This window comes from Terrimonas pollutisoli, assembly GCF_029360765.1.
GTDB classification, from domain to species: Bacteria; Bacteroidota; Bacteroidia; order Chitinophagales; family Chitinophagaceae; genus Terrimonas_B; species Terrimonas_B pollutisoli.
Window position 1 is genome coordinate 1 of the sequence record NZ_JARKNA010000004.1, and the last position, 23,006, is coordinate 23,006.

At 40.7% G+C, this 23,006-nt stretch carries 21 protein-coding genes and 1 pseudogene; 16 read left to right on the forward strand and 6 right to left on the reverse strand.

Features of this window, described 5'->3' with window-relative positions:
* Positions 1–233: 233 nt before the first annotated feature.
* The 6 genes from P2W73_RS08730 to sucC form a co-directional block, all read right to left on the reverse strand.
* On the reverse strand, positions 234–1,700 hold the full coding sequence (locus P2W73_RS08730; RefSeq protein WP_276501637.1) for a ComEC/Rec2 family competence protein: 1,467 nt from the start codon (positions 1,698–1,700) through the stop codon (positions 234–236).
* 113 nt (positions 1,701–1,813) lie between these two features.
* Positions 1,814–1,987 carry a hypothetical protein gene (locus P2W73_RS08735; RefSeq protein ID WP_276501638.1) on the reverse strand — a complete coding sequence of 58 codons (174 nt, stop codon included), beginning with the start codon at positions 1,985–1,987 and terminating at the stop codon, positions 1,814–1,816.
* A gap of 245 nt (positions 1,988–2,232) precedes the next feature.
* Positions 2,233–2,589 carry a hypothetical protein gene (locus P2W73_RS08740; protein ID WP_276501639.1) on the reverse strand — a complete coding sequence of 119 codons (357 nt, stop codon included), beginning with the start codon at positions 2,587–2,589 and terminating at the stop codon, positions 2,233–2,235.
* Between the two features lie 54 nt (positions 2,590–2,643).
* The gene (locus P2W73_RS08745) at positions 2,644–3,234 is read right to left on the reverse strand and encodes a Crp/Fnr family transcriptional regulator (protein ID WP_276501640.1); all 591 of its coding nucleotides are present in this window, start codon (positions 3,232–3,234) and stop codon (positions 2,644–2,646) included.
* Positions 3,235–3,485: 251 nt separating this feature from the next.
* Complete coding sequence (locus P2W73_RS08750) at positions 3,486–4,334, reverse strand: SUMF1/EgtB/PvdO family nonheme iron enzyme (RefSeq protein WP_276501641.1); 849 nt, start codon at positions 4,332–4,334, stop codon at positions 3,486–3,488.
* A gap of 132 nt (positions 4,335–4,466) precedes the next feature.
* Positions 4,467–5,678 carry an ADP-forming succinate--CoA ligase subunit beta gene (gene sucC, locus P2W73_RS08755; RefSeq protein WP_276501642.1) on the reverse strand — a complete coding sequence of 404 codons (1,212 nt, stop codon included), beginning with the start codon at positions 5,676–5,678 and terminating at the stop codon, positions 4,467–4,469.
* Between the two features lie 178 nt (positions 5,679–5,856).
* Here sucC and P2W73_RS08760 point away from each other — a divergent pair, with 178 nt between their 5' ends.
* The 16 genes and pseudogenes from P2W73_RS08760 (at position 5,857) to P2W73_RS08835 (ending at position 22,853) form a co-directional block, all read left to right on the forward strand.
* Entirely contained in the window at positions 5,857–6,681 is an 825-nt protein-coding gene (locus P2W73_RS08760) for a purine-nucleoside phosphorylase (protein WP_276501643.1), read from the forward strand.
* A gap of 247 nt (positions 6,682–6,928) precedes the next feature.
* Positions 6,929–8,881, forward strand: coding sequence for a putative porin (locus P2W73_RS08765; protein WP_276501644.1), 1,953 nt, complete (start codon positions 6,929–6,931; stop codon positions 8,879–8,881).
* Between the two features lie 70 nt (positions 8,882–8,951).
* Complete coding sequence (locus P2W73_RS08770) at positions 8,952–9,344, forward strand: HYC_CC_PP family protein (RefSeq protein WP_276501645.1); 393 nt, start codon at positions 8,952–8,954, stop codon at positions 9,342–9,344.
* 163 nt (positions 9,345–9,507) lie between these two features.
* Positions 9,508–10,044, forward strand: a complete 537-nt coding sequence (locus P2W73_RS08775) for a heavy-metal-associated domain-containing protein (protein WP_276501646.1) — start codon at positions 9,508–9,510, stop codon at positions 10,042–10,044.
* 189 nt (positions 10,045–10,233) lie between these two features.
* Entirely contained in the window at positions 10,234–10,779 is a 546-nt protein-coding gene (locus P2W73_RS08780) for a heavy-metal-associated domain-containing protein (protein ID WP_276501647.1), read from the forward strand.
* A 60-nt stretch (positions 10,780–10,839) separates the two neighbouring features.
* Positions 10,840–11,331 (forward strand): TlpA family protein disulfide reductase, encoded by a 492-nt coding sequence (locus tag P2W73_RS08785; RefSeq protein WP_276501648.1) that lies wholly within the window; start codon positions 10,840–10,842, stop codon positions 11,329–11,331.
* Between the two features lie 13 nt (positions 11,332–11,344).
* Positions 11,345–12,211, forward strand: coding sequence for a hypothetical protein (locus tag P2W73_RS08790; RefSeq protein ID WP_276501649.1), 867 nt, complete (start codon positions 11,345–11,347; stop codon positions 12,209–12,211).
* Positions 12,195–12,758, forward strand: coding sequence for a helix-turn-helix domain-containing protein (locus tag P2W73_RS08795; protein WP_276501650.1), 564 nt, complete (start codon positions 12,195–12,197; stop codon positions 12,756–12,758). Before P2W73_RS08790 ends, P2W73_RS08795 begins: the two co-directional genes overlap by 17 nt.
* A gap of 93 nt (positions 12,759–12,851) precedes the next feature.
* Positions 12,852–13,586: a heavy-metal-associated domain-containing protein gene (locus P2W73_RS08800; protein ID WP_276501651.1), complete on the forward strand. Its 735-nt coding sequence runs from the start codon at positions 12,852–12,854 to the stop codon at positions 13,584–13,586.
* 131 nt (positions 13,587–13,717) lie between these two features.
* Positions 13,718–15,130 carry a hypothetical protein gene (locus P2W73_RS08805; protein ID WP_276501652.1) on the forward strand — a complete coding sequence of 471 codons (1,413 nt, stop codon included), beginning with the start codon at positions 13,718–13,720 and terminating at the stop codon, positions 15,128–15,130.
* Between the two features lie 127 nt (positions 15,131–15,257).
* Entirely contained in the window at positions 15,258–15,656 is a 399-nt protein-coding gene (locus P2W73_RS08810) for an HYC_CC_PP family protein (RefSeq protein WP_276501653.1), read from the forward strand.
* A gap of 103 nt (positions 15,657–15,759) precedes the next feature.
* Positions 15,760–16,203, forward strand: coding sequence for a heavy metal-binding domain-containing protein (locus P2W73_RS08815; protein WP_276501654.1), 444 nt, complete (start codon positions 15,760–15,762; stop codon positions 16,201–16,203).
* 21 nt (positions 16,204–16,224) lie between these two features.
* Positions 16,225–16,857, forward strand: a complete 633-nt coding sequence (locus P2W73_RS08820; RefSeq protein ID WP_276501655.1) for a DUF3347 domain-containing protein — start codon at positions 16,225–16,227, stop codon at positions 16,855–16,857.
* 72 nt (positions 16,858–16,929) lie between these two features.
* Positions 16,930–20,097 (forward strand): annotated as a pseudogene (locus P2W73_RS08825) (efflux RND transporter permease subunit).
* Between the two features lie 153 nt (positions 20,098–20,250).
* Positions 20,251–21,516 carry a TolC family protein gene (locus P2W73_RS08830; protein WP_276501656.1) on the forward strand — a complete coding sequence of 422 codons (1,266 nt, stop codon included), beginning with the start codon at positions 20,251–20,253 and terminating at the stop codon, positions 21,514–21,516.
* An 8-nt stretch (positions 21,517–21,524) separates the two neighbouring features.
* On the forward strand, positions 21,525–22,853 hold the full coding sequence (locus tag P2W73_RS08835) for a heavy metal-binding domain-containing protein (protein ID WP_276501657.1): 1,329 nt from the start codon (positions 21,525–21,527) through the stop codon (positions 22,851–22,853).
* Positions 22,854–23,006: the final 153 nt, after the last annotated feature.

The window sequence follows — 23,006 nt, forward strand, 5'->3', positions numbered from 1 at the left end:
GCTTTATGGAAATCTATATTACGCTATAGAATAAATAACACATGGATGCTAAAGTTCAATATTGCAAGCACTTGTTCAAAGTATAATTTCATAACAATCTAAAATTACAGTCGCGCAACAGCCACTTAAAGATGGGGCAATACAATTAAAGAATTTACCGGCTTTAGCCAAACAATTTTTAAATGAACATCCCGGGACCTTGTAAAAGATTTACCAGTTTTTTTATAAATGGGTTAAAACCTTGACATAAATGTTTCAATCTCCCATTCTCTTTTTGTTTCACTCATGGTGGCGCATAATATTTTTTCGCCATCTGTGCGGACATTGACAAGTCCATACACAATACCACTTACAAACATGCTTTGCCAGAAATCCCTTGTTCGCACCTGTCCGCTGGAAGTAAATTGCAGTTTAGCTTTTTTGTTTGAAGAATTATAAGTTTTGTCCACACCGTTTTCGTCAAGGATTAGTTTTTCCGGTTGTGTTATTTTATAACTCCTGGCGATTTCGGTTGAGTAGATCAGCGGTGTTACTACCCGGTCATCTTTAATGAATTTATGACCTGTCAACGCACTGGCGGCAACAATCTTTGGCCGGGGGTGATTGTGCCCTTCATTGTCGCCGGAAGAGATAACGGTTGCTGACGCAGATAGTGCAGATAAAAATTCAAATGAACAATCATCACTTCCATGATGGCAGGCTTTTGCCAGATCACAGGACAGTTCGCTTAAATTTTGCTGGTAAAAATTCAGGATATGTTTTTGACTTTGTGAATTGAGATCGCCGGTGAGCAATACCCTTGTTTTTCCATAATCCACTCTTAATAGCAAACTATGACCGTTGGTATTGATAGCATCGCCATTAGTGAATTTTTTTAAAGCCGGTTTACCATCCAGTGTCTCTTCGATCGGCGCCAGCACTTTGATGCTGGGTTTATTCGGCTTTGGTTCAAAGCCTGGTACATAACCATTGCTGTTTCGTTTATTACTCAATCGTTCGCAGGCGCCTGCTGTATTTACGATCAGTGAAATAAAATCTTTCCATTGTCCCTGTAGATTGTATCCGGTACTGTTGGCGGCACTCCCACCTGGTAAGTATTTTTTCAACGCTGTTTTATTATCCAGCAGCGGTGTCCAGTAGCCATCTTTATTTTGACCGAGGTTGCGTTTGCCATCTTTTTCAAACCAGTTGACGCCGGCATAGTAAAAATTTTTTACTTCCACCTTTGTCAACTTTAATTCATTCACTTCGTTCGGATTGATAATATCCCATAAGCCACCATAATGATCCTCGTCGTTATGGGAACTCATCATTACATCAAGGCTGATCTTTGTTTTGCCGTAATCCCGGTCAAATTTCCAGTCGACAAAATCGGCGGCATTTCGTTTGGTAATTTGTTTTTTGCGGATGTAACCGCCATCAATTAAAATATGCTTACGATCAGGTGTCACGATCAATACACCATCACCCTGGCCTACATCAATAAAATAATATTCCAGCAAGGCCTTATCGCTGAGATGATCCACGTTTACATAACCATTGATGCCACGGGCCTTTACTTTTACCCTGCCGCTGGCAGGTAATGTTTCCTGTAGTTGAACAGAGTCACCCCACAGAAGGGAGATGCTTTTTGTATTGGTAGTTTTGTTGGTAAATAAAGGAATCGTGTCCTGCGACACATAGCGTGTGGTAGTGGCCATGGTTAAAAGGTTTAATGATTAAGGTATCATCAAGTTCCTTTAAATTTTGAAAAAGGCCAAAAGAAAGTTTAAGTTGTTTAATTATCTCTATCTGTCAGGAAGAATTTTTATTATTAATCACTGCCTTTGTAAAAAGAAAAAGCTACACCTATCTCGGGTGCCCAACCGGGCGCCTTGGAGCTAAGCCCGAATGCATTATTTATTTTGAAATACATTTTTCTGCTGACATGCAATTGCAGTTCTGTGATCAACTCCACTTCATCTTCATTGCCTTCAATGACGGTCACCTGCAATACAAGCCTGTATCAGTTGCGTTGGCTGGTCCATACCGGTTACAATATTGGTATAGTAGTATAAGCCGGGCAAAAAGGTTGGGTCAGTATCTAAAAAGAGCTGACCTGCTGCAAAGTTGGTGAGAATTTATGGTATGCTATGTTTTTTAAAAAGACCCGTTTTTTTGAAGCCGGACCGGCGGGGAGGATTATTGCCAAAGGCAATAAAATAAAGCTGCGAAACTTTTAGTTTCGCAGCTTTATTTTTCCTCAGGAACATCATCGATGTTGTAATAAATCTTCAAACCTCTTTCTTTTGCTTTTCTTACGTCTTCGTCGGCTCCTTTGGAGGTGCCTTCCAGGCGAAGAACCGCATCGCATTTGTCAAGCAGGCGATGGGCAACAGGATATTGAATTTCTTCCCAGGCGGCATCACCGGGTTTGGCAGAACCCGCCAGGTGGATCAATGGCAAAGCCACCCATTCACCGATCATGGGCACATGTCCTTTACGAAAGAGTGGGAGGGCTACCGATTCCAGCCGGTCAAGATTTTGTTGCATCAGTTTGGGATCATCGTTTGTTCCGCTACGGTAAGGTCCTGCAATGAGAATAAGCATGGTTGATTTTTTTACAAAACAAGCAAGAAAGTGGCAAGGGAAAATTAAGATAGATTAAGAAATGGATTTGCCGCTTTTCTTTTTGCGGATAGCACTTAAGAATTCCGGCGTTATGCCCAGGTAGGAAGCAATTTGTTTCTGCGTGACCTGTTGTGCGATCTGCGGATACTTATTTAAAAAACGATCATATCGTTCCTCGGCGGTTAGCGTTAAGTTTTCGATAATACGCAGTTGTTCTCTCGTATAGGCGTTTTGCATCAGGATGCGGAAGAAGCGTTCAAATTTGGGAATGCTGTCAAACAACTTGTCAAAATTTTCCCTGCTTATCTGCAGGATGCAACTATCGTCAATCGCTTCGATATACATCATGGCGGGCTTATTGTTCAGGAAGCAATACATGTCTGTCAGCCACCAATCGGCTACGGCAAACATGATCGTCGATTCTTTGCCTTCTTTGTCGAGGCAATAAGAACGCAGGGCGCCTGAGGTTACATAGCTTAGGTGTTTGCAGGCTTGTCCTTCGGCTAGCAATAAAGTTTTTTTGGGAACTTCTTTGTAAGTCAGGAGAGACGTAAATAAAGCCGTTTCCTTTTCATCAAGGCTAATGTGTTTGGAAACGTTTTTTAGAGTCAGGTCAGGCCGCATTCAAAAATTATTAAACTGATAAATGAAGGTAAAATGTAGGGCGCAAATAAGAACAAGATCTTAGCTAATTTTTGAATATCAGAGTTGGTGTCCGAATTCGTTTTGTTGGTGATGGCTATACACAATAAGCACCGCACAACACCAACAAAGGCGTCTTACAGTTTTAGAAGACCTGCAAGGGCGAAAAAGTGTTGAGTGCCACATGTAACATTTTATGGCTTTATATAGGAACCATTTGTTGTAAGGAGTATTTACTTACTATATTTTGTCACAACGAATCTAAAACCTAACCAAATTTCAGGTTTTGTATAACCAATCTGTGCATTACTATACGAGTCTTTTGCGGTGTGAATATATGACCCGCCCATTGAGATGTTTTTTTCTGAAGTGATTTCCGCAGCATTTCCTTGTAAATTAAAAATTCCATAATTGTCAGCTGGGAATCTGTCACATCGTACAAGTTTGTTAGTGTTTAATTCAATGCCAATTACTGAGTTATTGTCACATTTGGTTTGATTGTAGTTGAAATTGAAGTTGCAATTACTTGTGCAATTCGAAACACAGATGCTGTCTTTGTTTTTTATTAAATTTTTGTATGTTTCAATTGTCGGTAAGGCTATATTAACTTTACAAACTGGATGTTTTTGTGTAATTGAATTAAATTTATTCTCTAGCCATTTACAATATTGTTGAGCTTGGTCATACGAAATTGCAGTTATCGGCATAAACATTACAGACTTTAGCTTCTCGTTTTCTTCTTTGTTGCCTTGTTTTTTCATCTTAAGAAAAAAACCAATTGGGCCTGGAGCTTGTTTGCCGAGTTTAAAGTATTTAAAATTGCTTTGCTTGGAAATGTCGTCCAAAAGAAATTTATAAGGAAGCAGCCCTAAAAGAGTTGAATCTGGATAAAGGGCTGGGTTATTATCGTTACTTACAATAAATTCTAAGTACTCTCTAACAGTTAATTCTGTTGCACGAATAAAATACGAATTGTCAACCTTTACAGTTCCTGGTACTTGGGCACACTGAATTCGTCTAGAACAACTACTAATTATTATGATCGGTGTAAATATGATTATTAAAAATCGGAGTCTTGTCATAATATGGGTTACAACACTTGTATTTGAGCAAGTCTTTGCTCCAAATCTAATTCAATTCCAAATCCAAACAGAACAAAAAATCCCGCCCACTTTCATGGACGGGATTCGTATTTCAAACTTCTTACTTCGTACTTACGCTACTGCTTTCTTCACCAAATCAGCTGCTTCACTCAATAAGATCGCTGATTGAACTTTCAACCCGCTTTCATCAATCAGCTTTTTAGCTTCTTCAGCGTTAGTTCCCTGCAGGCGAACAATGATCGGGATAGTGATATTGCCAAGATTTTTATAAGCATCAATCACACCCTGTGCTACCCGGTCACAACGAACGATACCACCAAAAATGTTGATCAAAATAGCTTTTACCGCAGGGTCTTTTAAAATGATCTTGAAACCGGCTTCTACGGTTTGTGCATTGGCGGTACCACCTACGTCCAAAAAGTTAGCAGGCTCACCACCGCTTAGTTTGATCATATCCATAGTAGCCATGGCCAAACCAGCGCCATTTACCATGCAACCCACGTTGCCATCCAGTTTTACAAAGTTCAGATTGTATTTGCCCGCTTCTACTTCCGTAGGATCTTCTTCTGTAGTATCCCGTAAAGAAGCCAGGTCAGCATGACGCATCAACGCATTATCGTCCAAATTCATTTTGCAGTCAACGGCTACGATTTTATTATCAGCGGCTTTAAACAGCGGGTTTATTTCGAGCATGCTGCAATCCAAACCTACATAGGCGTTGTATAAGTTGGTAACAAACTTTACGCAACTCTTAAATGCATCGCCAGTCAGCCCAAGATTGAAGGCAATTTTTCTTGCCTGGAAACCTTGCAGGCCACCGGAAGGATGTACCCATTCTTTAAATATTTTTTCCGGTGTATCATGTGCCACATCTTCGATGTTCATACCACCTTCCGTGCTATACATGATCACATTCTGCCCGTTGCTGCGGTCCAGCAGGATGGATAGATAAAATTCTTTCCTGTCACTGGGCCCATCGTAGTACATATCCTGTGCCACCAGCACTTTATTTACCACTTTTCCGGCCGGTCCGGTCTGAATAGTCACCAGGGTGCCACCCAGTATTTTTTTAGCAATATCGGCTACATCTTCCAGGTTCTTTCCCACTTTTACTCCATTGATACCGGTTTCCTTTACTGTGCCCTTACCGCGGCCACCCGCATGTATTTGTGCTTTTACTACGGCAAAGCTGCTGCCGTATTGTGTCTTGATCTGGCGATAGGCTTCTTCTGCTTCGTGTACGGAGGTACAGGCATATCCTTCCTGTACGGTAACATTATATTTTTTCAGTAATTCTTTCGCTTGGTATTCGTGGAGATTCATGGTCTAAAAAAATTTGCTGCGAAGATAGGGAAAGATGAAGTCGGAAGTTGGAAGTATGAGCCCGGAATTTCCGGTAGTTGACGTTTTCTTTCGGACCTCCGGCTCCCAACCTCTGACTCGCATATTTTCATTACGTTTGCTGCCTGCCTGATGGTTGGCAGGGCTTAATTACCAAAACATGGCTTCAGATATTTTAGGACAGTTGGATGAAACAGTACAATTCTTACAAAAACAATATGCAACCAAACCTGCGGTAGGTATTGTGTTAGGTAGCGGCCTCGGCAATTTTGTTGAAGAGATAGAGGTAGAAAAGGAAGTGGCCTATGCTGATATTCCCCATTTTCCCGTTTCAACAGTAGAAGGGCATAAGGGCAAACTGGTGTTTGGAAAAATCCACGGTAAAGCTGTTGTGGCGATGGCAGGCCGGTTTCATTTTTACGAAGGTTATGCAGCACAACAGGTGACTTATCCCATCCGGGTGATGAAGATGCTGGGAGTGGAAACATTATTACTATCTAATGCGGCAGGTGGGGTGAATCCAAGCTTTAAGGTGGGTGATATTATGATCATCAAAGATCATGTTAGTTTTTTTACGCCCAATCCGTTAATTGGGAAAAATATCACAGAACTGGGACCACGTTTTCCCGACATGAGCGAACCATATAAAAAGTCGCTGATCAAGAAAGCAAAGGACATTGCCATTCAAAATAATTTTGATATTAAAGAAGGGGTGTATGTAGCTGTAACGGGTCCAACGTTTGAAACCCGGGCCGAATACCAGCTTATCAAAGTAATTGGTGGCGATGTGGTGGGCATGAGTACGGTACAGGAAAATATCGTAGCCAATCATATGGGTATGCAGGTGTTTGCCATTAGTATTGTGACAGACCTGGGTATTCGTGAAGAAGAAAATATTATTACCCATGAAGAAGTGCTGCAGGCAGCAAAAGAGGCGGAACCAAAGCTGGCATTACTATTTAAAGAACTGATAGCAATCATTTGATCCGGGAAAATTGGCCCGCGGGTGGTAATTGAAAGGACGGAATATTTTTGAATGGCTCCCTTTAACATTTTAATAGAAGAACTCTACATTTGCCGCCTTAATTTGCATGCGGATCATTCCAGGCTTCAGAATCTTTGATTGAATGGGCCGGTAAACTTTAAACCTATAAAAACTGGTTAAGAAAATTACATACCTGTTAGTAACCCTGCTTCTTCTTTCAGCTGTAGATGCTTTTTCTCAACGCAATTTGATAAGACAGGGTAGCAGCCGTCTCGGTCAGTTGGGTGGCAAGTTTTCAGGAGGCGCCAGCACAGATAGCTTGAAACGGCGGGATAAGAATGAAGATTCCATTACCATTCGTTTTCGTTATCTCGACTCTACCCGCAACTATACACTTGATTCGTCGATAGTGGATTTCTCAAATCGCTTTCCGATTCCGGCTACCAATATTTTTTTGGGAAATAACGGAACGGCTTCCCGGTCTATCCTGTTTTCACCGAAGATGCAACCAGGCTGGGATCCCGGATTTCATGCTTTTGATGTCTATAAATGGACACTGGAGAAAGCCAGGTTTTTTAATACCACCCGGCCTTATTCGGAACTGAATTATATGCTGGCCAGCCGGTCGGAACAGGTGATCGAGTTGATGCATACGCAAAATGTGAAGCCCAATTTCAATTTTGCCTTTCAATACCGGTTGATCAATGCACCAGGAGCTTTTAAAAATCAAAAAACCAATCATAATAATTACCTGCTAACCTCGAGATTCGAAACAGTGAACAAGCGTTACAATGCCTATCTTATTTTGTTGGGCAACAAATTGCAGGCCGGCGAAAATGGCGGCATACAGGATACACTTATAGATGATGTCATTTATAAGGATCGTTTTAATATTCCAACGAAGATTGGCGGCGATAATTCATACACAACCAATTTTTTCAGTACCGATGTCGGCACCGGTAATCGCTATAGCGAGTTTAGTGTTTTGTTGAGACAGCAATATGATTTTGGACAAAAAGATTCTTTGGTAACCGATTCAACAGTTGTTCCACTATTTTATCCCCGGCTGCGCTTTGAGCACACCATCCAGTACAGCCAGCGTAAATATGATTTCAGTAATTATGGAGTAGACTCTGCTTACTATAAAGATAATTATGATACTACATTAAGTGCGGCGGTTGATACGTTCCAGTTACGGGACCAATGGAAAGAAATGATCAATGATTTTTCTATCTATCAATTCCCCGATGCGAAGAACCTGCACCAGTTTTTTAAAGTGGGTGCAGCGGTGCAAAATCTTTCCATTAGAAATTCGAATACCGGCTATGTAAGTGAAAATTCTTTCAATGTTTTTGGTCATGCTGAATACCGTAATCGTACACGCAACCAGAAATGGGATATGCAGGCGAATGGCAAATTATATTTCACCGGCGAGTATGCAGGCGACTATCATGCTTATGCAAGCCTTCAACGTTTTGTTGGTAAGCGAATGGGCTATGCGCAATTAGCTTTTGAAAATGTAAACCGTACTCCTTCGTTTATTTTTGATACCCGCAGCAATTTTTATTTAGCCGATACTGCCAGTTTCAATAAAGAAAATACAACACACTTATTCGCTTCATTATTACAACCAGCTCTCAGGTTGAAGTTAACGGGTCACTACTACCTTATTACAAACTATACTTACCTGTCGAACTATTACCAGTTGCGGCAGGAGAGCACCTTGTTCAACTTTTTCCAGATCGCCGTGCAAAAATCAATACGCCTGGGAAGACGCTGGTGGTGGCATGCTGATGTTTATTTTCAGCGAAAGATCGGGAATGCACCGGTCAATACACCGTTGATCTTTACCCGTAACCGTATCGGTTATGAGGGAAACCTCGGATTCAAAAACCTGGACATCGCTTTTGGTTCAGAGATTCGCTATCACACGCCCTACAAAGCGGATGGTTATTCGCCGGTGTTGAGACAATTTTATTACCAGGACAGCACCCGTATCGAAAACGCTATGCCGGATATAGCCGGCTATGTACATTTCCGTATTAAATCATTTAAACTTTATTTCAGGGCTGAAAACCTGAATACAGCCCAGCTTGTTAATCGAGAATTTGGCTTTACCAACAATAATTTAGCCGCCCCCGGCTATTATTATCCCGGTTTATTGTTGCGCCTGGGCGTTTACTGGAGTTTTGTTAACTGATCCCCAAAAAAGATAAAGTGTAAAGGGTGGATTTTAATTATCCATAATTGCGTTTATCTTTGTAGCGTTCATGAAAAAGCTACTGGTATCCATAGTATTATTGAGCTATCTCGCCTTAAGTACAGGCGTGATGGTCAATTTTCACTATTGCATGAACCGGCTGGCGTCCACTGAATTTTTTGCTGCTGAAACAAAAGAATGTCCCAAATGCGGCATGCATATCGAAACATCGCATGGTTGCTGCCGGGATGAAGTAAAAATCGTGAAGATCGATGACGATCAGAGAGTAAATACTGTAGTCAGTTTTGATTTTCCATCTTTTGCGGCCCTTATTCAAAAGCCATCTGAATTTATTGTCACTTCTTTCTATAATACCGGTGATGAAAGACATCATCCAAATCATTCCCCTCCTTTACTATCCGAGCAGGATACATACCTGCAAAACGGAGTTTTCAGAATTTGAGATATAATAGGTCAACAGTCAGTTAGGTACTTAGTCATTAATTGGCTATGCCTAAAGACTATGACAGTAAATTATTGACCGGCAGCTAATGCTGGCACTGAAGGTTATGTACTTTAAATAGTGCGATATTTTATATATTATTATACTCTCAAAAAGTTAAAAGATGAAAACGCTTAAAATATTTTCTTTCGTAGCTGTATTATTGGTTTCAACTGCTTCATTTGCCCAATCAAAAACGGAAACCATTCCTGTATCTGGCAATTGCGGCATGTGTAAGTCAAAGATCGAAAAGGCCGCAAAAACAGCCGGCGCCGCTGATGCCAAATGGGATGTGGATGCCAAAACACTTACAGTAAAATACAACAGCTCAACTACGAGTGCTGCAAAAATTCAGACAGCAGTAGCCGCCGTGGGTTATGATACAAGAGATGTAAAAGCTACCAATGAAGCTTATACTAAGCTGCATGGCTGCTGCCAATATGATCGTTCAGCGGCAAGTGGCGATGATGCAAAAATGACCGCCCGGAAGACTGGGTCGGACGGGGATTGCTGCAAGGATGGTAAATGCAGTAAAGAAGGCCACGATGGTAAAGATTGCTGCAAAAAAACGGATGGCCAAATGGACTGTTGCAACGATGGCAAATGCACAAAGCCCGGCCATGACGGTAAAGAATGCTGCAAGGCTTCACACGATCATTAAGATATAGCTTAATCGAAATGAAAAGTATTCTTTACCATGTCTATTCAGTAGGGAATACTTTTCTTTTGGTGATACAATTAATATTTCAGGACAACAAAATTTTTCCGGGTAAAATGAGTGATGATGCGGTGGTTAAATGCCTCCGTCATTTTTAGATTACTAGTACCCGGTAACAAAAAAAATAACCAGATGAAAAAGATAATGATGTTAGTGATGATTTCGCTGGCGGTGTTTTCATCTCAGGCTCAATTCACAAAGGCGAACCTGCAAGCTACGGGCCTGACCTGTGCCATGTGTAGCAATGCTATCAACAAAGCATTGATGGAAGTACCCTTTGTTGAATCAGTGAAGTCGGACATTAAGAACTCTGCTTTCAACATTGTGTTTAAGCAAGGACAGGAAGTAAAAATAGATGAACTGCGGGAAGCGGTAGAAGACGCGGGTTTTTCCATCGGTAGCCTTAAAATGACAGGGAATTTCAATGATGTGAAAATTGAAAATGATAAACATGTAGCAATCGGCAAAGATGTTTTTCATTTCCTGAATGTCAGTGACCAGTTGTTGACCGGTGAAAAAACAATCACGATAGTGGACAAGAATTTCCTGACAAATAAACAATTCAAAAAAATCAGTGGTGCTACTAAGATGAGTTGCCTGCAAACTGGTAAGGCAGCGGCTTGTTGTGTAAAGGAAGGAGTGCCTGCTGAAGCAAGAATATACCATGCAACTATTTGATTGTTGAGATGAAGATTAATATTGTCCAATTATGAAAACCCGGTAAAACATTTTTTAATAATGAAAAAAATCATTCCGATAATAATTTTCCTGTCCCTGGCCTTTCATGCATCAGCACAGGAAGTGGCGAACATCGGCGATCCCAGGCTGCAAATAAAATTGCCCGATATAAAAGGTGATTCGGTTACACTGGCATCGTTAAAGGGAAAAGTTTTGCTGCTCGACTTTTGGGCCAGTTGGTGTATGCCTTGCCGTGCAGCCAATAAAAAGCTGGTAAAGTTGTATGACAAGTATAAGACAAAAGGTTTTGAAATATTCAGCGTTTCCCTGGATGAAGATAAAGACGATTGGAAAAAAGCCATTGCCCGGGATAAGATCAGCTGGGTGCAGGTAAATGATCCCCGCGGAAGCTGGAATGCCAAAACCGCTGCCGATTGGAATATATCCGTGTTGCCTACTACTTTTTTAATCAATAAAAAAGGGGACGTGGTAGCTATTGATCCGGAAGGAAAGGAGTTGGAAAAAGGAATCCGGGAGCTATTAGAGGAGTGATGCTTACATGATCATGAAAACACAAAAGCAAAAGACAACCGCTGTACTGTTTCTATTTTTTCTTTCTTCAGTTGTTAGGGCGCAGGAGTTGTACGTTTACACGGAGCCGGCCTCCAATATGCCCGCCCATTCGTTAAGTGCAAAGATCACTGCCAACTATGTGGGAAAAAAACCTGAAACGGGCGACCGGTTTATGCAACGTTATATTCCCGAGTTGATGTTTGGGATCAATAAAAACTGGATGCTGCATGTAGGTGGAACCTTTGCCGATATGCATACCCGGAATTTCAGATGGGAGTCTGTTTACCTGTATGCGAAGTATCGTTTTTTGTCAAAGGATGAGCTGCACTCGCATTTCAGAATGGCAGTGTTTGCTGATGCAGGCTATACAAGAAGTCCTTTCCATTATGATGAAGTGACACTGCAGGGAGATAAGACCGGGGTACAGTTGGGTGTGATTGCTACACAACTTTGGAATAAGTTAGCCTTATCGGGAACAATGAGCCATACGCAGGTGCTGGATGATTCGAGAAATGATAAAGCTGTTTACATTCCATCCCGCATTTACCAGGTAATGAACTACTCCTTGTCGGGGGGCTATTTATTATTGCCTTTTCAGTACACCGATTACCGGCAAACTAACCTGAATTTGTATACCGAGATTCTGGCGCAACAATCCCTGGACAGGAAAGCTTACTTTGTTGATATGGCGCCAGCCATTCAGCTCATCTTTAACAGTAATGCCAAGTTGAACATCGGTTACCGTTTCCAGTTAAAAGGTGATATGCAGCGTATGACAAACGATAGCTGGCTCGTTAGTTTTGAGCGGACCTTTCTGAATGCATTACGGAAGAAAAAAAACAATGGAAGTATACATTAAAAATATGGTTTGTGATCGCTGTATCAAATCAGTGACAACAATTTTCCAACAGGCAGGCGTGGTTCCCGAATTGGTTCACTTAGGCGTGGTAGAGTTGAAAGAAGAGTTAAACGAGGAACAAATCCAAAAGATAAAAGCAGCTCTTGAAACAGAAGGGTTTGCCTGGATAGATGACCAGAAACAAAAATTGGTCGATGATATTAAACGAATCATCATCGAACTGGTACACTATGGTGAACTGGATGAAATGAACAAGAATCTTTCTGATTATTTGTCTTCGAAGCTGCATAAAGATTATCATTACCTCAGCACTCTTTTTTCATCCATTGAGAATACAACAGTCGAACAATATTTTATTCTGCAAAAAATAGAAAAAATCAAAGAATGGCTGGCTTATAATGAATTTACCCTAAGCGAAATGGCCTTTAAGCTTGGCTATAGCAGTGTGGCACATTTATCGGCCCAGTTTAAAAAAGTAACGGGCTTCACCGTGTCTCAGTTCAGGCAGTTAAAAGAACATCGCCGTAAACCTCTCGATAAGGTTTGAGCCTTTAGAAATTATGTAACAGATCCTCAGGATTGTGTAACAACGCCAGGCAATCTCTGCGTGAAATTCGTACTATCAAATTAAAACAATAGTATGACACACGAATACAAGATCACCGGGATGACCTGCGGCAGTTGTGTAGCAAGGGTCAAAAGCGAATTATTAAAGCTTGGAGATATTTTATCAGCAGATGTACAATTACAATCGCCACAAGCTACTATTACCATGAGTAAGCATGTTTCAACGGATACATTACAACAGGCGGTGAACAAAGCCGGGAATTATATCATTGCCGAAGATGGTAACGGCGTATCGACAGCTATGCACTCATCGGCAACGGAAGTTGAGGAGGAAAAATCTTACCTGCCTATTTTCCTGATCTTTGGCTATATCGCCGGGATTACGTTATTGATCCAATATGCACAGGGATCATTTAACCGGATGCAGTGGATGAGCCATTTTATGGCGGGCTTCTTTTTGGTGTTTTCCTTTTTCAAGTTAATGAATCTGAAAGGCTTCGCAGAGGGTTATCAAACCTACGATATAGTGGCAAAAAAGATACAGTTGTGGGGATTTATTTATCCTTTTGTTGAATTGTTTCTCGGCATTTCCTTTCTTACCGGTTTTAATCCAATAGGTACAAATATTGCAACATTGATTGTAATGGGAGTAAGCAGCATTGGCGTAATTCAAAGTTTGTTGAAAAAAACAGCTTTTCAGTGTGCTTGTCTTGGTACTGTTATTAAACTACCGCTTAGCAAAGTGACTCTGTTTGAAGACTTGTTAATGGTGGTAATGAGTGCGATAATGATTATTTCAATGACATGAAACTAATAAGATGGCTACTCAGCTTTATTAAATCATTATTTATAAAGAAAAATTGCTGCAAATGAAACAAATGATGATTCAACTGAGTGTAAGAAAGAAAGTCGGCAATTAAATAATTAAAAAATATAGGGATGAAAACTTTTTTTATTATAATGACAATGTTGTTTTTTTCAATCCGGCAAAGTTCGGCTCAGCACGAACATCACCAACAGCCTAAGAAAGACACCGTGACGACTAAAAACAAACCAGCAGTACCTGCCAGGGACACTGTAAAAAAGAAACAACCTGTTAAGAAAGAAATGGATAATATGGATCACTCCATGCATGATATGCATAACATGCAACCTATGTCCTCACATGCTTTTTCCAGGAATCTTCCCATGAGCCGTAACAGTTCCGGTACGGCCTGGAACCCGGATAGCAGCCCGATGTATATGTGGATGAAACAAACTGGAAAAACCGACTGGATGTTTCATGGTAATGTTTTTCTGCGCTATACCAATACGGATATCTTCAACAGCGGTAACAGGGGCCATGATAAACTGGATGCACCCAACTGGTTTATGGCAATGATGAACAGGAAAATGGGAAAGAAAGGACTTTTTAATCTTACCGCGATGATCAGCCTTGACCGGCTTACAGAAGGAGGTGACGGTTATCCTTTATTACTTCAGTCAGGCGAAACATGGAATGGAAAACGGTTGGTTGATAGGCAACATCCTCACGATCTTTTTTCGGGTTTAAGTATTGGTTATACACAAATGATCAATAAAAATATTGATGTGTTTGGTTATGTGGGTTATCCCGGCGAACCTGCTTTAGGTGCTCCTACTTTTATGCACCGTGTTTCATCTATGAATAATCCCGATGCACCGTTGGGTCATCACTGGCAGGATGCCACACATGTTACTTTTGGAGTAGCTACACTTGGTTTTCGTTACAAAAATTTCAAACTGGAAGGTTCATCGTTTACCGGTCGTGAGCCTGATGAGGACAGGTATGATTTTGATAAGGCAAGATTCAACAGTTATTCATATCGCTTATCTTATAACCCTACCCGGAATTGGGCTTTACAATTCTCCCAGGGATTTATTAAAGAACCCGAAGCGCTGGAACCGGGAGTTGACATTACCCGCACAACAGCTTCGGTATTGTATGCAAAATCAGCAGGTGCAGACAAACATTATAGTGCGGCATTGGTATGGGGATTGAATGATAAAGGTGAAGATCATAAAGAACATTCCATTTTATTGGAAAATAATTACCAGTTTGGAAAGAATGCTTTATTCAGCCGGTACGAATTTTTGCAAAAATCCGCCGAAGAACTTGATCTTGAAGATGAGTTGGGACACCAGACTTTCAATGTTCATGTATTTTCATTGGGTTATAACCGGAGTCTATTTCAGCAAGGCGTTTTTGAATTGTCAGCAGGTACAAAAGCAACGATTAATTTTCCGGCAAAAGAATTAAAACCTTTGTATGGCGACATGCCTGTTGGACTACAGGTATACCTGCAACTAAGGCCTTCTTTGCACAGGCATTAAAAAAATAATAGTAAGCAATATCATAAAATTGGCTGACTTTTGTCATGGAGATACTGAAGACAATTTGATTATTTTAAGTTCACATTAATAAGGGTTAAAGAGAAGGGATTATTAATAACTGCGGCACATGAAAAAGTTCCTCACTGTCATATTAGCTGTTTTATATCTCAGCACTTCGATGGGAGCAACTGTTCACATGCATTATTGCATGGGTAAACTCGCCGATTGGGGATTAGGCCATAACAAATCAAAAACCTGCGGCGAATGCGGCATGGAAAAAAAGAATGCGGAGGAAGATGGCTGCTGTAAAGATGAACAGAAATTTATAAAAAACGATACCGATCAAAAGATTAATGAATCTTCTTTTCAATTAATGGAAGTGATGGGATCAGCCCTGCTTCCCACTTATACTCATTTACCTTCTGTACAAATCTCTACTGTAACTGAAGAAAACCCTTTGAGCAATGCACCGCCACGAAGTAGCAGCATTGCTGTTTATATTCTCAAAAGAAGTTTCCTGATTTAGAGATTCCTTTCTTTTTAAAGCCGGGTAAAAACATTTGCCGGGCTTTTGGCATTTCTCTGTGCCATACGATACAAGTTTTTCCAACACATTAAATCATAAAAAAATGAAATCACTTAAAATGCTGTTGATGGCAGCTTTCTCCATCATGACGCTTACTGTTTTTTCACAGGAAAAAGCCGGAAAGAAAGACACAACGCAACATGTTACTTTATATGCCTGCCCGATGCATCCTGATGTGACGAGTGAAAAACCTGATAAATGTTCAAAGTGCGGAATGGATTTATCGCTAAAGGAGCAAATGAAGCAAAAGGTGGTAAAAAATTATGCATGCCCCATTCATGCTGATGTATTAAGTAATAAACCTGGTAGATGTTCTAAATGTAAATCAAAATTGGTTGTTGACAGAAGAGGTTCAAAGCAGCCATCTGTAGTTTACACCTGTACCATGCATCCGGATGTAACAAGTGATAAATCCGGCAAATGCCCAAAATGCAATATGGACCTGACAGAAGTAAAAAAAGAAGATCATTCCGGTAATCAACATTAAAGTTATAAATTAAAACATACTATGAAGAAGATTTTATCAGCGGCCTTTGCATTTTCGGTGATAGTTTTTACAGCTTGTAATAACGGCGGCAGTAAGAACGAACATGAAGGACATGATACAAGCAACATGAGCAAGGATACAGCACAACAGCCAGCCACAACTGATAACAAAGATGTGAAAGCTGTTGCAGTTACTTATACCAATATAGATGCAAAAGCAGCCAGTTCCATTAAAGAAATCATAGATCATTACCTGCATATAAAAAATGCACTGGCCAATGACAATGGCAAAGAAGCAGCTAAAGGAGGCGCTGCAATGGAAAAAGCTATAAGCAGGTTGGATAAGTCATTGCTGACGGCTGAACAAAAAGCAGCTTATGATGTGAATGAAGAAGAAATGAAAGAACATGCAGAGCATATTTCCGAAAATGGCGATAAGATCAGTCATCAGCGTTCACACTTCGTCATGATGAGTGAAGTAGTGTATGATCTCGTAAAGAATTTTGGCGGAGGCCGCCCGCTGTATCATGATCATTGCCCGATGGCAAGAGATAATAAAGGCGCCATGTGGATCAGTGAAACGAAAGAAGTAAAAAATCCATATTTCGGTGCGGAGATGCTTACCTGCGGAAGTGTCGAAGAAGTTATTCAATAGACAACAGGTAATTGACAATATGCAAAAATTGAAGCCGATTGCTAATTGTCAATTGCAAATTCAAAAGAGATCATGATATCAAAACTTATCGAAGCTGCTTTGCGAAACCGCATCATTGTGCTGTTGGTTGCTGCAGGCATTGCCGGTTATGGTTTTTATGCCGTAAAAACAACAGCAGTGGATGCTATACCCGATCTGTCAGAAAACCAGGTGATCATTTTTACCGAATGGATGGGCCGCAATCCGCAGATCATCGAAGACCAGGTCACCTATCCGCTGGTGAGCAACCTGCAGGGAATCCCAAGAGTGAAAAACATCCGCGCCAACAGTATGTTCGGGATGAGCTTTGTGTTTGTCATCTTTGATGATGGCGCCGATATTTATTGGGCAAGAACCCGTGTGCTGGAAAGATTAAATTCTGCACAGCGTTTATTACCGCAGGGAGTTACTCCCACACTGGGGCCTGATGGTACTGGTTTAGGACACGTTTATTGGTACACACTCGATGCTCCTGGTTTTGATCTTGGTGAGTTGAGAGCATTACAGGATTGGTACATCCGCTTTGCATTACAAACAGTGGAAGGCGTAAGCGAAGTAGCATCTTTCGGTGGATTTCAAAAGCAATACCAGGTTATAGTTGATCCCATAAAACTCCAGTACTACAATATTCCATTAATGGAGGTTGTAAACAAAGTAAAAGCCAACAACAATGATGTGGGTGGAAGAAAGTTTGAACAATCCGACATTGGTTATATCATCCGCGGATTGGGTTACATCAAAGACATCAAACAGGTAGAAGAAATTCCTATTACTACTATCAATTCTATTCCCGTTCGAATCAAAGATATCGGCTCTGTGCAAATGGGTGGCGAGCTGCGACTCGGCATCATTGAAGAAAACGGCGAAGGCGAAAAAGTAGGCGGTATTGTAGTAATGCGTTATGGTGAAAATGCGAAAGATGTGATTGACCGTGTAAAAATAAAATTAGCTGATGTAGAAAAAGGATTGCCACCTGGTGTAAAGTTTAAAGCAGCCTATGATCGTTCCGATTTGATAGAAGCAACGATTGATACATTGAGAAAGGCCGTGACAGAAGAAATCATCATTGTTTCCCTTGTGCTTTTCATTTTCCTGCTAAACGCTAGGAGTGCATTGGTTGTTGTTATCACTATTCCAATGTCAGTGCTGGTTGCATTTATTATGATGAAATGGTTTGGCATCACTTCCAATATCATGTCGCTGGCCGGCGTGGCATTGGCTGTTGGCGACCTGGTGGATGCAGGCATTGTGATGGTAGAAAACGCCATGAAATCATTAAGCGGTGAAACCGATTAAACAATATTTATGCTTACTAAACAGGAAAGAGAACAAAAAATAGAATCATCATCTAAGCTGATTGCAAAAGCCGTGGTCAGTTCCATATTGGTTACACTGGTTTCATTCAGTCCCATTTTATTTCTGACAGGACAGGAGCATAAATTGTTTTCACCATTGGTATGGACAAAAACATTTGCCATGATCGGCTCTGCCTTTGTTGCCATTTTTCTGGTGCCTGTTTTGATGGTTGTTTTATTGAAAGGAAAAGTAAGACCCGAAAGCAAACATCCTGTTTCCAGGTTTTTTATCTTTTTATATTCTCCTGTTATTCGCTGGTGTTTAAGATGGAAAAAACTTACGCTGCTTATTAGTTTTTTGATACTTGCAGGAAGCATTCCGCTGGTAATGCGATTGGGTCGTGAATTCATGCCGCCGCTTGATGAGGGCTCATTGCTTTTTATGCCTGTTACATTGCCCGATGTTTCCAATTCAGAAATCAAACGCATCATGCAGGTGCAGGATAAACTGATGCTGACAGTGCCCGAAGTGCAAAATGTTTTAGGAAAAGCAGGCAGGGCAAGCACCGCCACCGACAATGCACCCATCAGCATGATTGAAACAATTGTATTGCTGAAGCCGCAATCACAATGGCGTAAAGGGATCACGAAGAATGACATCATCAATGAACTGAATGCAAAGATGCAGATACCCGGTGTTGTGAATGGTTGGACGCAACCCATCATCAACCGCATCAATATGCTTTCTACCGGTATCCGCACCGATGTGGGAGTAAAAATATATGGGCAAAATCTTGACACCATCAATGCATTGGCACAGGAATTTAAAAAATCGTTGATAGGTGTAGACGGAGTAAAAGATTTGTATGTTGAACCAATTACAGGCGGCAAATACATTGATATAAAAATTAAAAAAGAAGAACTCGGCCGCTACAATCTTTCTGTTGATGATGTAAACATGTTTGTTGAAACCGCATTGGGCGGCATGAACATTACGCAAACAGTTGAAGGAAGGCAGCGTTTTTCTGTCAACGTTCGCCTGGCGCAGGATTATCGTAACTCGATTGAAAAATTAAAACGATTGCCTGTGATCACGATGAATTACGGGCCTATACCTTTGGCTGCACTTGCTGATATTGAAATTGCCGAAGGCCCGCCGATGATCACTTCAGAAAATGCGATGCTTCGGGGAACGCTTTTGTTTAATGTTCGTGACCGTGACCTTGGCAGTACGGTTGATGATGCAAAAAGAAGATTATCAGAAGCAGTAAAGAGATTGCCCAAAGGTTATTTTCTCGAATGGAGCGGTCAATACGAAAACCAGGTAAGGGCAGAGCAGCGGCTGAAAATAATTTTGCCAATTGTTCTCATCATCATCATTGTTATCCTGTATTTCACTTTCCATACATTCCGCGAAGTGTTGATTGTTTTATCTGCTATTCCCATTGCATTGGTTGGCGGCGCTTATTCACTTCATTTTTTCAATGTTAATTTTTCCGTGGCGGTAGCCGTTGGTTTTATTGCCTTGTTTGGAATAGCGGTTGAGACTGGTGTGCTGATGCTGGTGTATCTCAATAACTCACTATTTAAAAAGGTTAACAAATTAAATGAACAAAATCAAACGATCAATAAACAATCATTGGAAGATGCTATTTATGACGGCGCAGTTTTGCGTCTGCGTCCCAAGCTGATGACGGTAATTGTTGACATATTGGGATTGCTTCCCGTGTTACTGGCAACAGGCACGGGCAGCGATGTGATGAAACCGATCACTTATCCATTTGTTTTTGGATTGATTACTTCCACACTTTTTGTATTGATCGTTTTGCCGGTGATGTATGCGATGGTAAGGGAATATGAATTGAGGAAATACGGTAAGCTGCAGATTGCGGAGTTAGGAGAGTAAATGTTTTAATAAGAGTAAAAATAGTTTTTAGGAACCGGGCTAAAGTTTTTCATGGGATCCTCTGTTGCGTCGCACTCTTCAACGTCCAGTTCGCTGTTGAGCAAATTTTGCATTTGTACGATTGTTGGTTCGATAACATTTAAATTATCAACAATGAAGAAAGTTGTTTTTATATCAATTTGTGTTCTGTCATCTGTAATGCTGAAAGCCCAGCAACAATTATCGCTGGCGACCGTACTTGATTCAATTAAGGCTGTAAATCCATTGCTGAAAATGTACGACAACGATATCCGCTCCATGGATGAAGCAGCCAAAGGTGCAAGAAACTGGATGCCGGCAGAGTTTGGCGCTGGGTTTTTTATGACGCCTTATAATGTTAACCGCTGGAAAAAAATGGAAGATGGTATGGGCGGCACAGAAGAAGGCATGGGACAGTTCATGTTGTCTGCTCAACAAATGTTTCCCAATCGCAAAAAACAGAATGCAGAGTTTGAATACATGTCGGCAATGTCATCAGTAGAAAAAGAAAAAAAGAATTATTCGCTAAACCAGTTGTATGCAGAGGCAAAAAAAAATTATTATGAATGGACCATCATTCAGAAAAAAATAAATGTGATCGGACAGAATGAGCGGCTGTTGAACTTCATGATTCAAAGCGCAGAGATACGGTATAAGAATGGGCTGGAAAAAATCAATGCTTATTACAAAGCGAAGGCGGCACTGGGCAACCTGGAAAAAATGAAAGTGATGCTGGAGAACGAAGTGCTGCAGAAAAGAATAACGCTAAATACACTGATGAACCGTGATAAGTTAGCGGAGTTTTCAGTAGATACCATTTATTCACTGAAAGATTATTCGGCGTATGTGATTGACAGCACAGGATTGGCCGCTTCAAGAAGTGATTTAAAAGCAGTGAATAAAGAAATTCACCTGAACTGGTTAAAGTTTAAAACTGAAAAGACAAAGCTGAAGCCTGAATTTGGTATCCGTTATGAGCACATGTTTGGTTTTGGCGGATTGCCCATGCAATACACATTGATGGGAATGATGAAAATTCCATTTACCCGCGGTGCTTCACGAATGTATAAAGCTAATATGGAGAGCATTGTCTGGAAAAATGAAAGCCTGCAGCAGCAAAGACAAATGATACTAAACGAAGCGGCAGGAATGGCTCAATCCATGCAAAGCGAGATTGCAGCCAAACAAAAACAAATCAGGTTGTATGAAGAAAAGATAATTCCGGCGCTGCGAAACAATTATTCTGCTTATCAATTGGCCTATGAGCAAAACACGGAGGAACTGTTTATGCTTTTTGATGCATGGGAAACATTAAACATGACACAGGTAGAATATCTTGACCAGTTGAGAGAACTGCTGATGATGCAGGTGGAACTGGAGAGGGTGTTGGAAATAAAATAACTTCTTGTATGAAACGAATATTTGGAAATAGAAATTTATCAATCGTGAATGATCAATGGTCAATAGGAAAGTTTCTCATTTTACGTTTTGTCCTTTGTTTATTGATATTTGGTCTTTATGCATGCAATGATGAAAAAAAAGAAAACCACTCACAACACCAGCAACCTGAAACCAGCAAAGAGCAATACACCTGCCCCATGCATCCTGAAATTATAAAGGATAAACCCGGTAACTGTCCGATTTGCGGGATGGATTTGGTGAAGAAGGGAAAAGATTCCAAAGCAATTACGGGGATTTCACTGGAAACATTACTGAAGCCCACCAATCAATACGTGATTGCATCATTGCCATTGGTAACTGCTAAGTACAAAGAGGAGCCTGTGGAGATTGATGTGTTGGGATATACTGCTTACAACACTTCATCGGTGGGAACAATTGCTGCCCGTATCAATGGACGAATTGAAAAGCTTTATGTGAAGTACCGCTATCAGAAAATCAGCAAAGGGCAAAAGATAATGGATGTTTATAGCCCTGAATTGCTGACGGCGCAACAAAATCTTTTGTTTCTGTTGAAGAGTGATGCGGAAAATACTTCGATGATTGAAGCAGCCAGACAAAGATTGCTACTGCTTGGTTTTTCTGAACAGCAATTAAGACAGTTAATAAAAGGTGGTAAGCCTAAGATGACAGTTTCGGTGTACAGCAATTATTCGGGTCATATTCATGAAGCGGGAATTGTGGGCACAATGGCATCACAAACAACAGATATGGGAACTTCAGAAATACAAACTACCCAGGAACTAAATTTAAAAGAAGGTATGTATGTTCAAAAAGGGCAGGCTGTTTTTTCAATATATGATCCCGGTAAATTGTGGATACTACTGAATATTTATCCGCAGGATATGGCTTTTGTAAAAGCAGGAGATAAAGTGAGGATTGTTCCGGAATCAAAACCAGGTAAAGATTTTCGTGCAACTATCAGTTACATTGAACCAGTTTACAGGAAAGGAAGCAAGACGATTGCCGCAAGAGTAAATTTTGATAATCGTGAATTACAGTTGCCTATCGGCAGCCAGGTGAACGCAACTGTTTTTTCAGGAGTGCACAAAGGTTTATGGTTGCCGAAAGAAGCGGTACTATCATTGGGCCTGGATAAAGTTGTTTTTTTAAAAACTGATGAAGGATTCAGAGTGCATAAAATTGAAACAGGACATGTGCATAAAAAATTGTTACAGGTAACGAGTGGTTTAAATGAAAATGATTCCGTGGCGGCGAATGCACAGTATTTGGTGGATAGCGAAAGTTTTGTGAAGGAAGTAAACCCCCAAACCCCCTAAAGGGGACTTTGCATCGCACAACCCTCACTTTTCGAAAAGACTAATTGATTAAAAGCTCTTCGAAAATGTTGAATAGTGTTATGAATACAATGTGGTAGACAGGTAGTTTGGATTTGCAATGCAGCACCACCTTCTCGTCCAGACCTTGTCGAA

What these genes read in the sequence shown, in the direction of transcription:
- P2W73_RS08790 (WP_276501649.1), top strand. Translation starts at nt 11,345, where the DNA reads ATGAAAACACAAAAGCAAAAGACAACCGCTGTACTGTTTCTATTTTTT.
- P2W73_RS08785 (WP_276501648.1), top strand. Translation starts at nt 10,840, where the DNA reads ATGAAAAAAATCATTCCGATAATAATTTTCCTGTCCCTGGCCTTTCAT.
- P2W73_RS08815 (WP_276501654.1), top strand. Translation starts at nt 15,760, where the DNA reads ATGAAATCACTTAAAATGCTGTTGATGGCAGCTTTCTCCATCATGACG.
- P2W73_RS08780 (WP_276501647.1), top strand. Translation starts at nt 10,234, where the DNA reads ATGAAAAAGATAATGATGTTAGTGATGATTTCGCTGGCGGTGTTTTCA.
- P2W73_RS08820 (WP_276501655.1), top strand. Translation starts at nt 16,225, where the DNA reads ATGAAGAAGATTTTATCAGCGGCCTTTGCATTTTCGGTGATAGTTTTT.
- P2W73_RS08745 (WP_276501640.1), bottom strand. Translation starts at nt 3,234, where the DNA reads ATGCGGCCTGACCTGACTCTAAAAAACGTTTCCAAACACATTAGCCTT.
- P2W73_RS08795 (WP_276501650.1), top strand. Translation starts at nt 12,195, where the DNA reads ATGGAAGTATACATTAAAAATATGGTTTGTGATCGCTGTATCAAATCA.
- sucC (WP_276501642.1), bottom strand. Translation starts at nt 5,678, where the DNA reads ATGAATCTCCACGAATACCAAGCGAAAGAATTACTGAAAAAATATAAT.
- P2W73_RS08835 (WP_276501657.1), top strand. Translation starts at nt 21,525, where the DNA reads ATGAAACGAATATTTGGAAATAGAAATTTATCAATCGTGAATGATCAA.
- P2W73_RS08770 (WP_276501645.1), top strand. Translation starts at nt 8,952, where the DNA reads ATGAAAAAGCTACTGGTATCCATAGTATTATTGAGCTATCTCGCCTTA.
- P2W73_RS08775 (WP_276501646.1), top strand. Translation starts at nt 9,508, where the DNA reads ATGAAAACGCTTAAAATATTTTCTTTCGTAGCTGTATTATTGGTTTCA.
- P2W73_RS08740 (WP_276501639.1), bottom strand. Translation starts at nt 2,589, where the DNA reads ATGCTTATTCTCATTGCAGGACCTTACCGTAGCGGAACAAACGATGAT.
- P2W73_RS08805 (WP_276501652.1), top strand. Translation starts at nt 13,718, where the DNA reads ATGAAAACTTTTTTTATTATAATGACAATGTTGTTTTTTTCAATCCGG.
- P2W73_RS08830 (WP_276501656.1), top strand. Translation starts at nt 20,251, where the DNA reads ATGAAGAAAGTTGTTTTTATATCAATTTGTGTTCTGTCATCTGTAATG.
- P2W73_RS08730 (WP_276501637.1), bottom strand. Translation starts at nt 1,700, where the DNA reads ATGGCCACTACCACACGCTATGTGTCGCAGGACACGATTCCTTTATTT.
- P2W73_RS08760 (WP_276501643.1), top strand. Translation starts at nt 5,857, where the DNA reads ATGGCTTCAGATATTTTAGGACAGTTGGATGAAACAGTACAATTCTTA.
- P2W73_RS08800 (WP_276501651.1), top strand. Translation starts at nt 12,852, where the DNA reads ATGACACACGAATACAAGATCACCGGGATGACCTGCGGCAGTTGTGTA.
- P2W73_RS08750 (WP_276501641.1), bottom strand. Translation starts at nt 4,334, where the DNA reads ATGACAAGACTCCGATTTTTAATAATCATATTTACACCGATCATAATA.
- P2W73_RS08810 (WP_276501653.1), top strand. Translation starts at nt 15,258, where the DNA reads ATGAAAAAGTTCCTCACTGTCATATTAGCTGTTTTATATCTCAGCACT.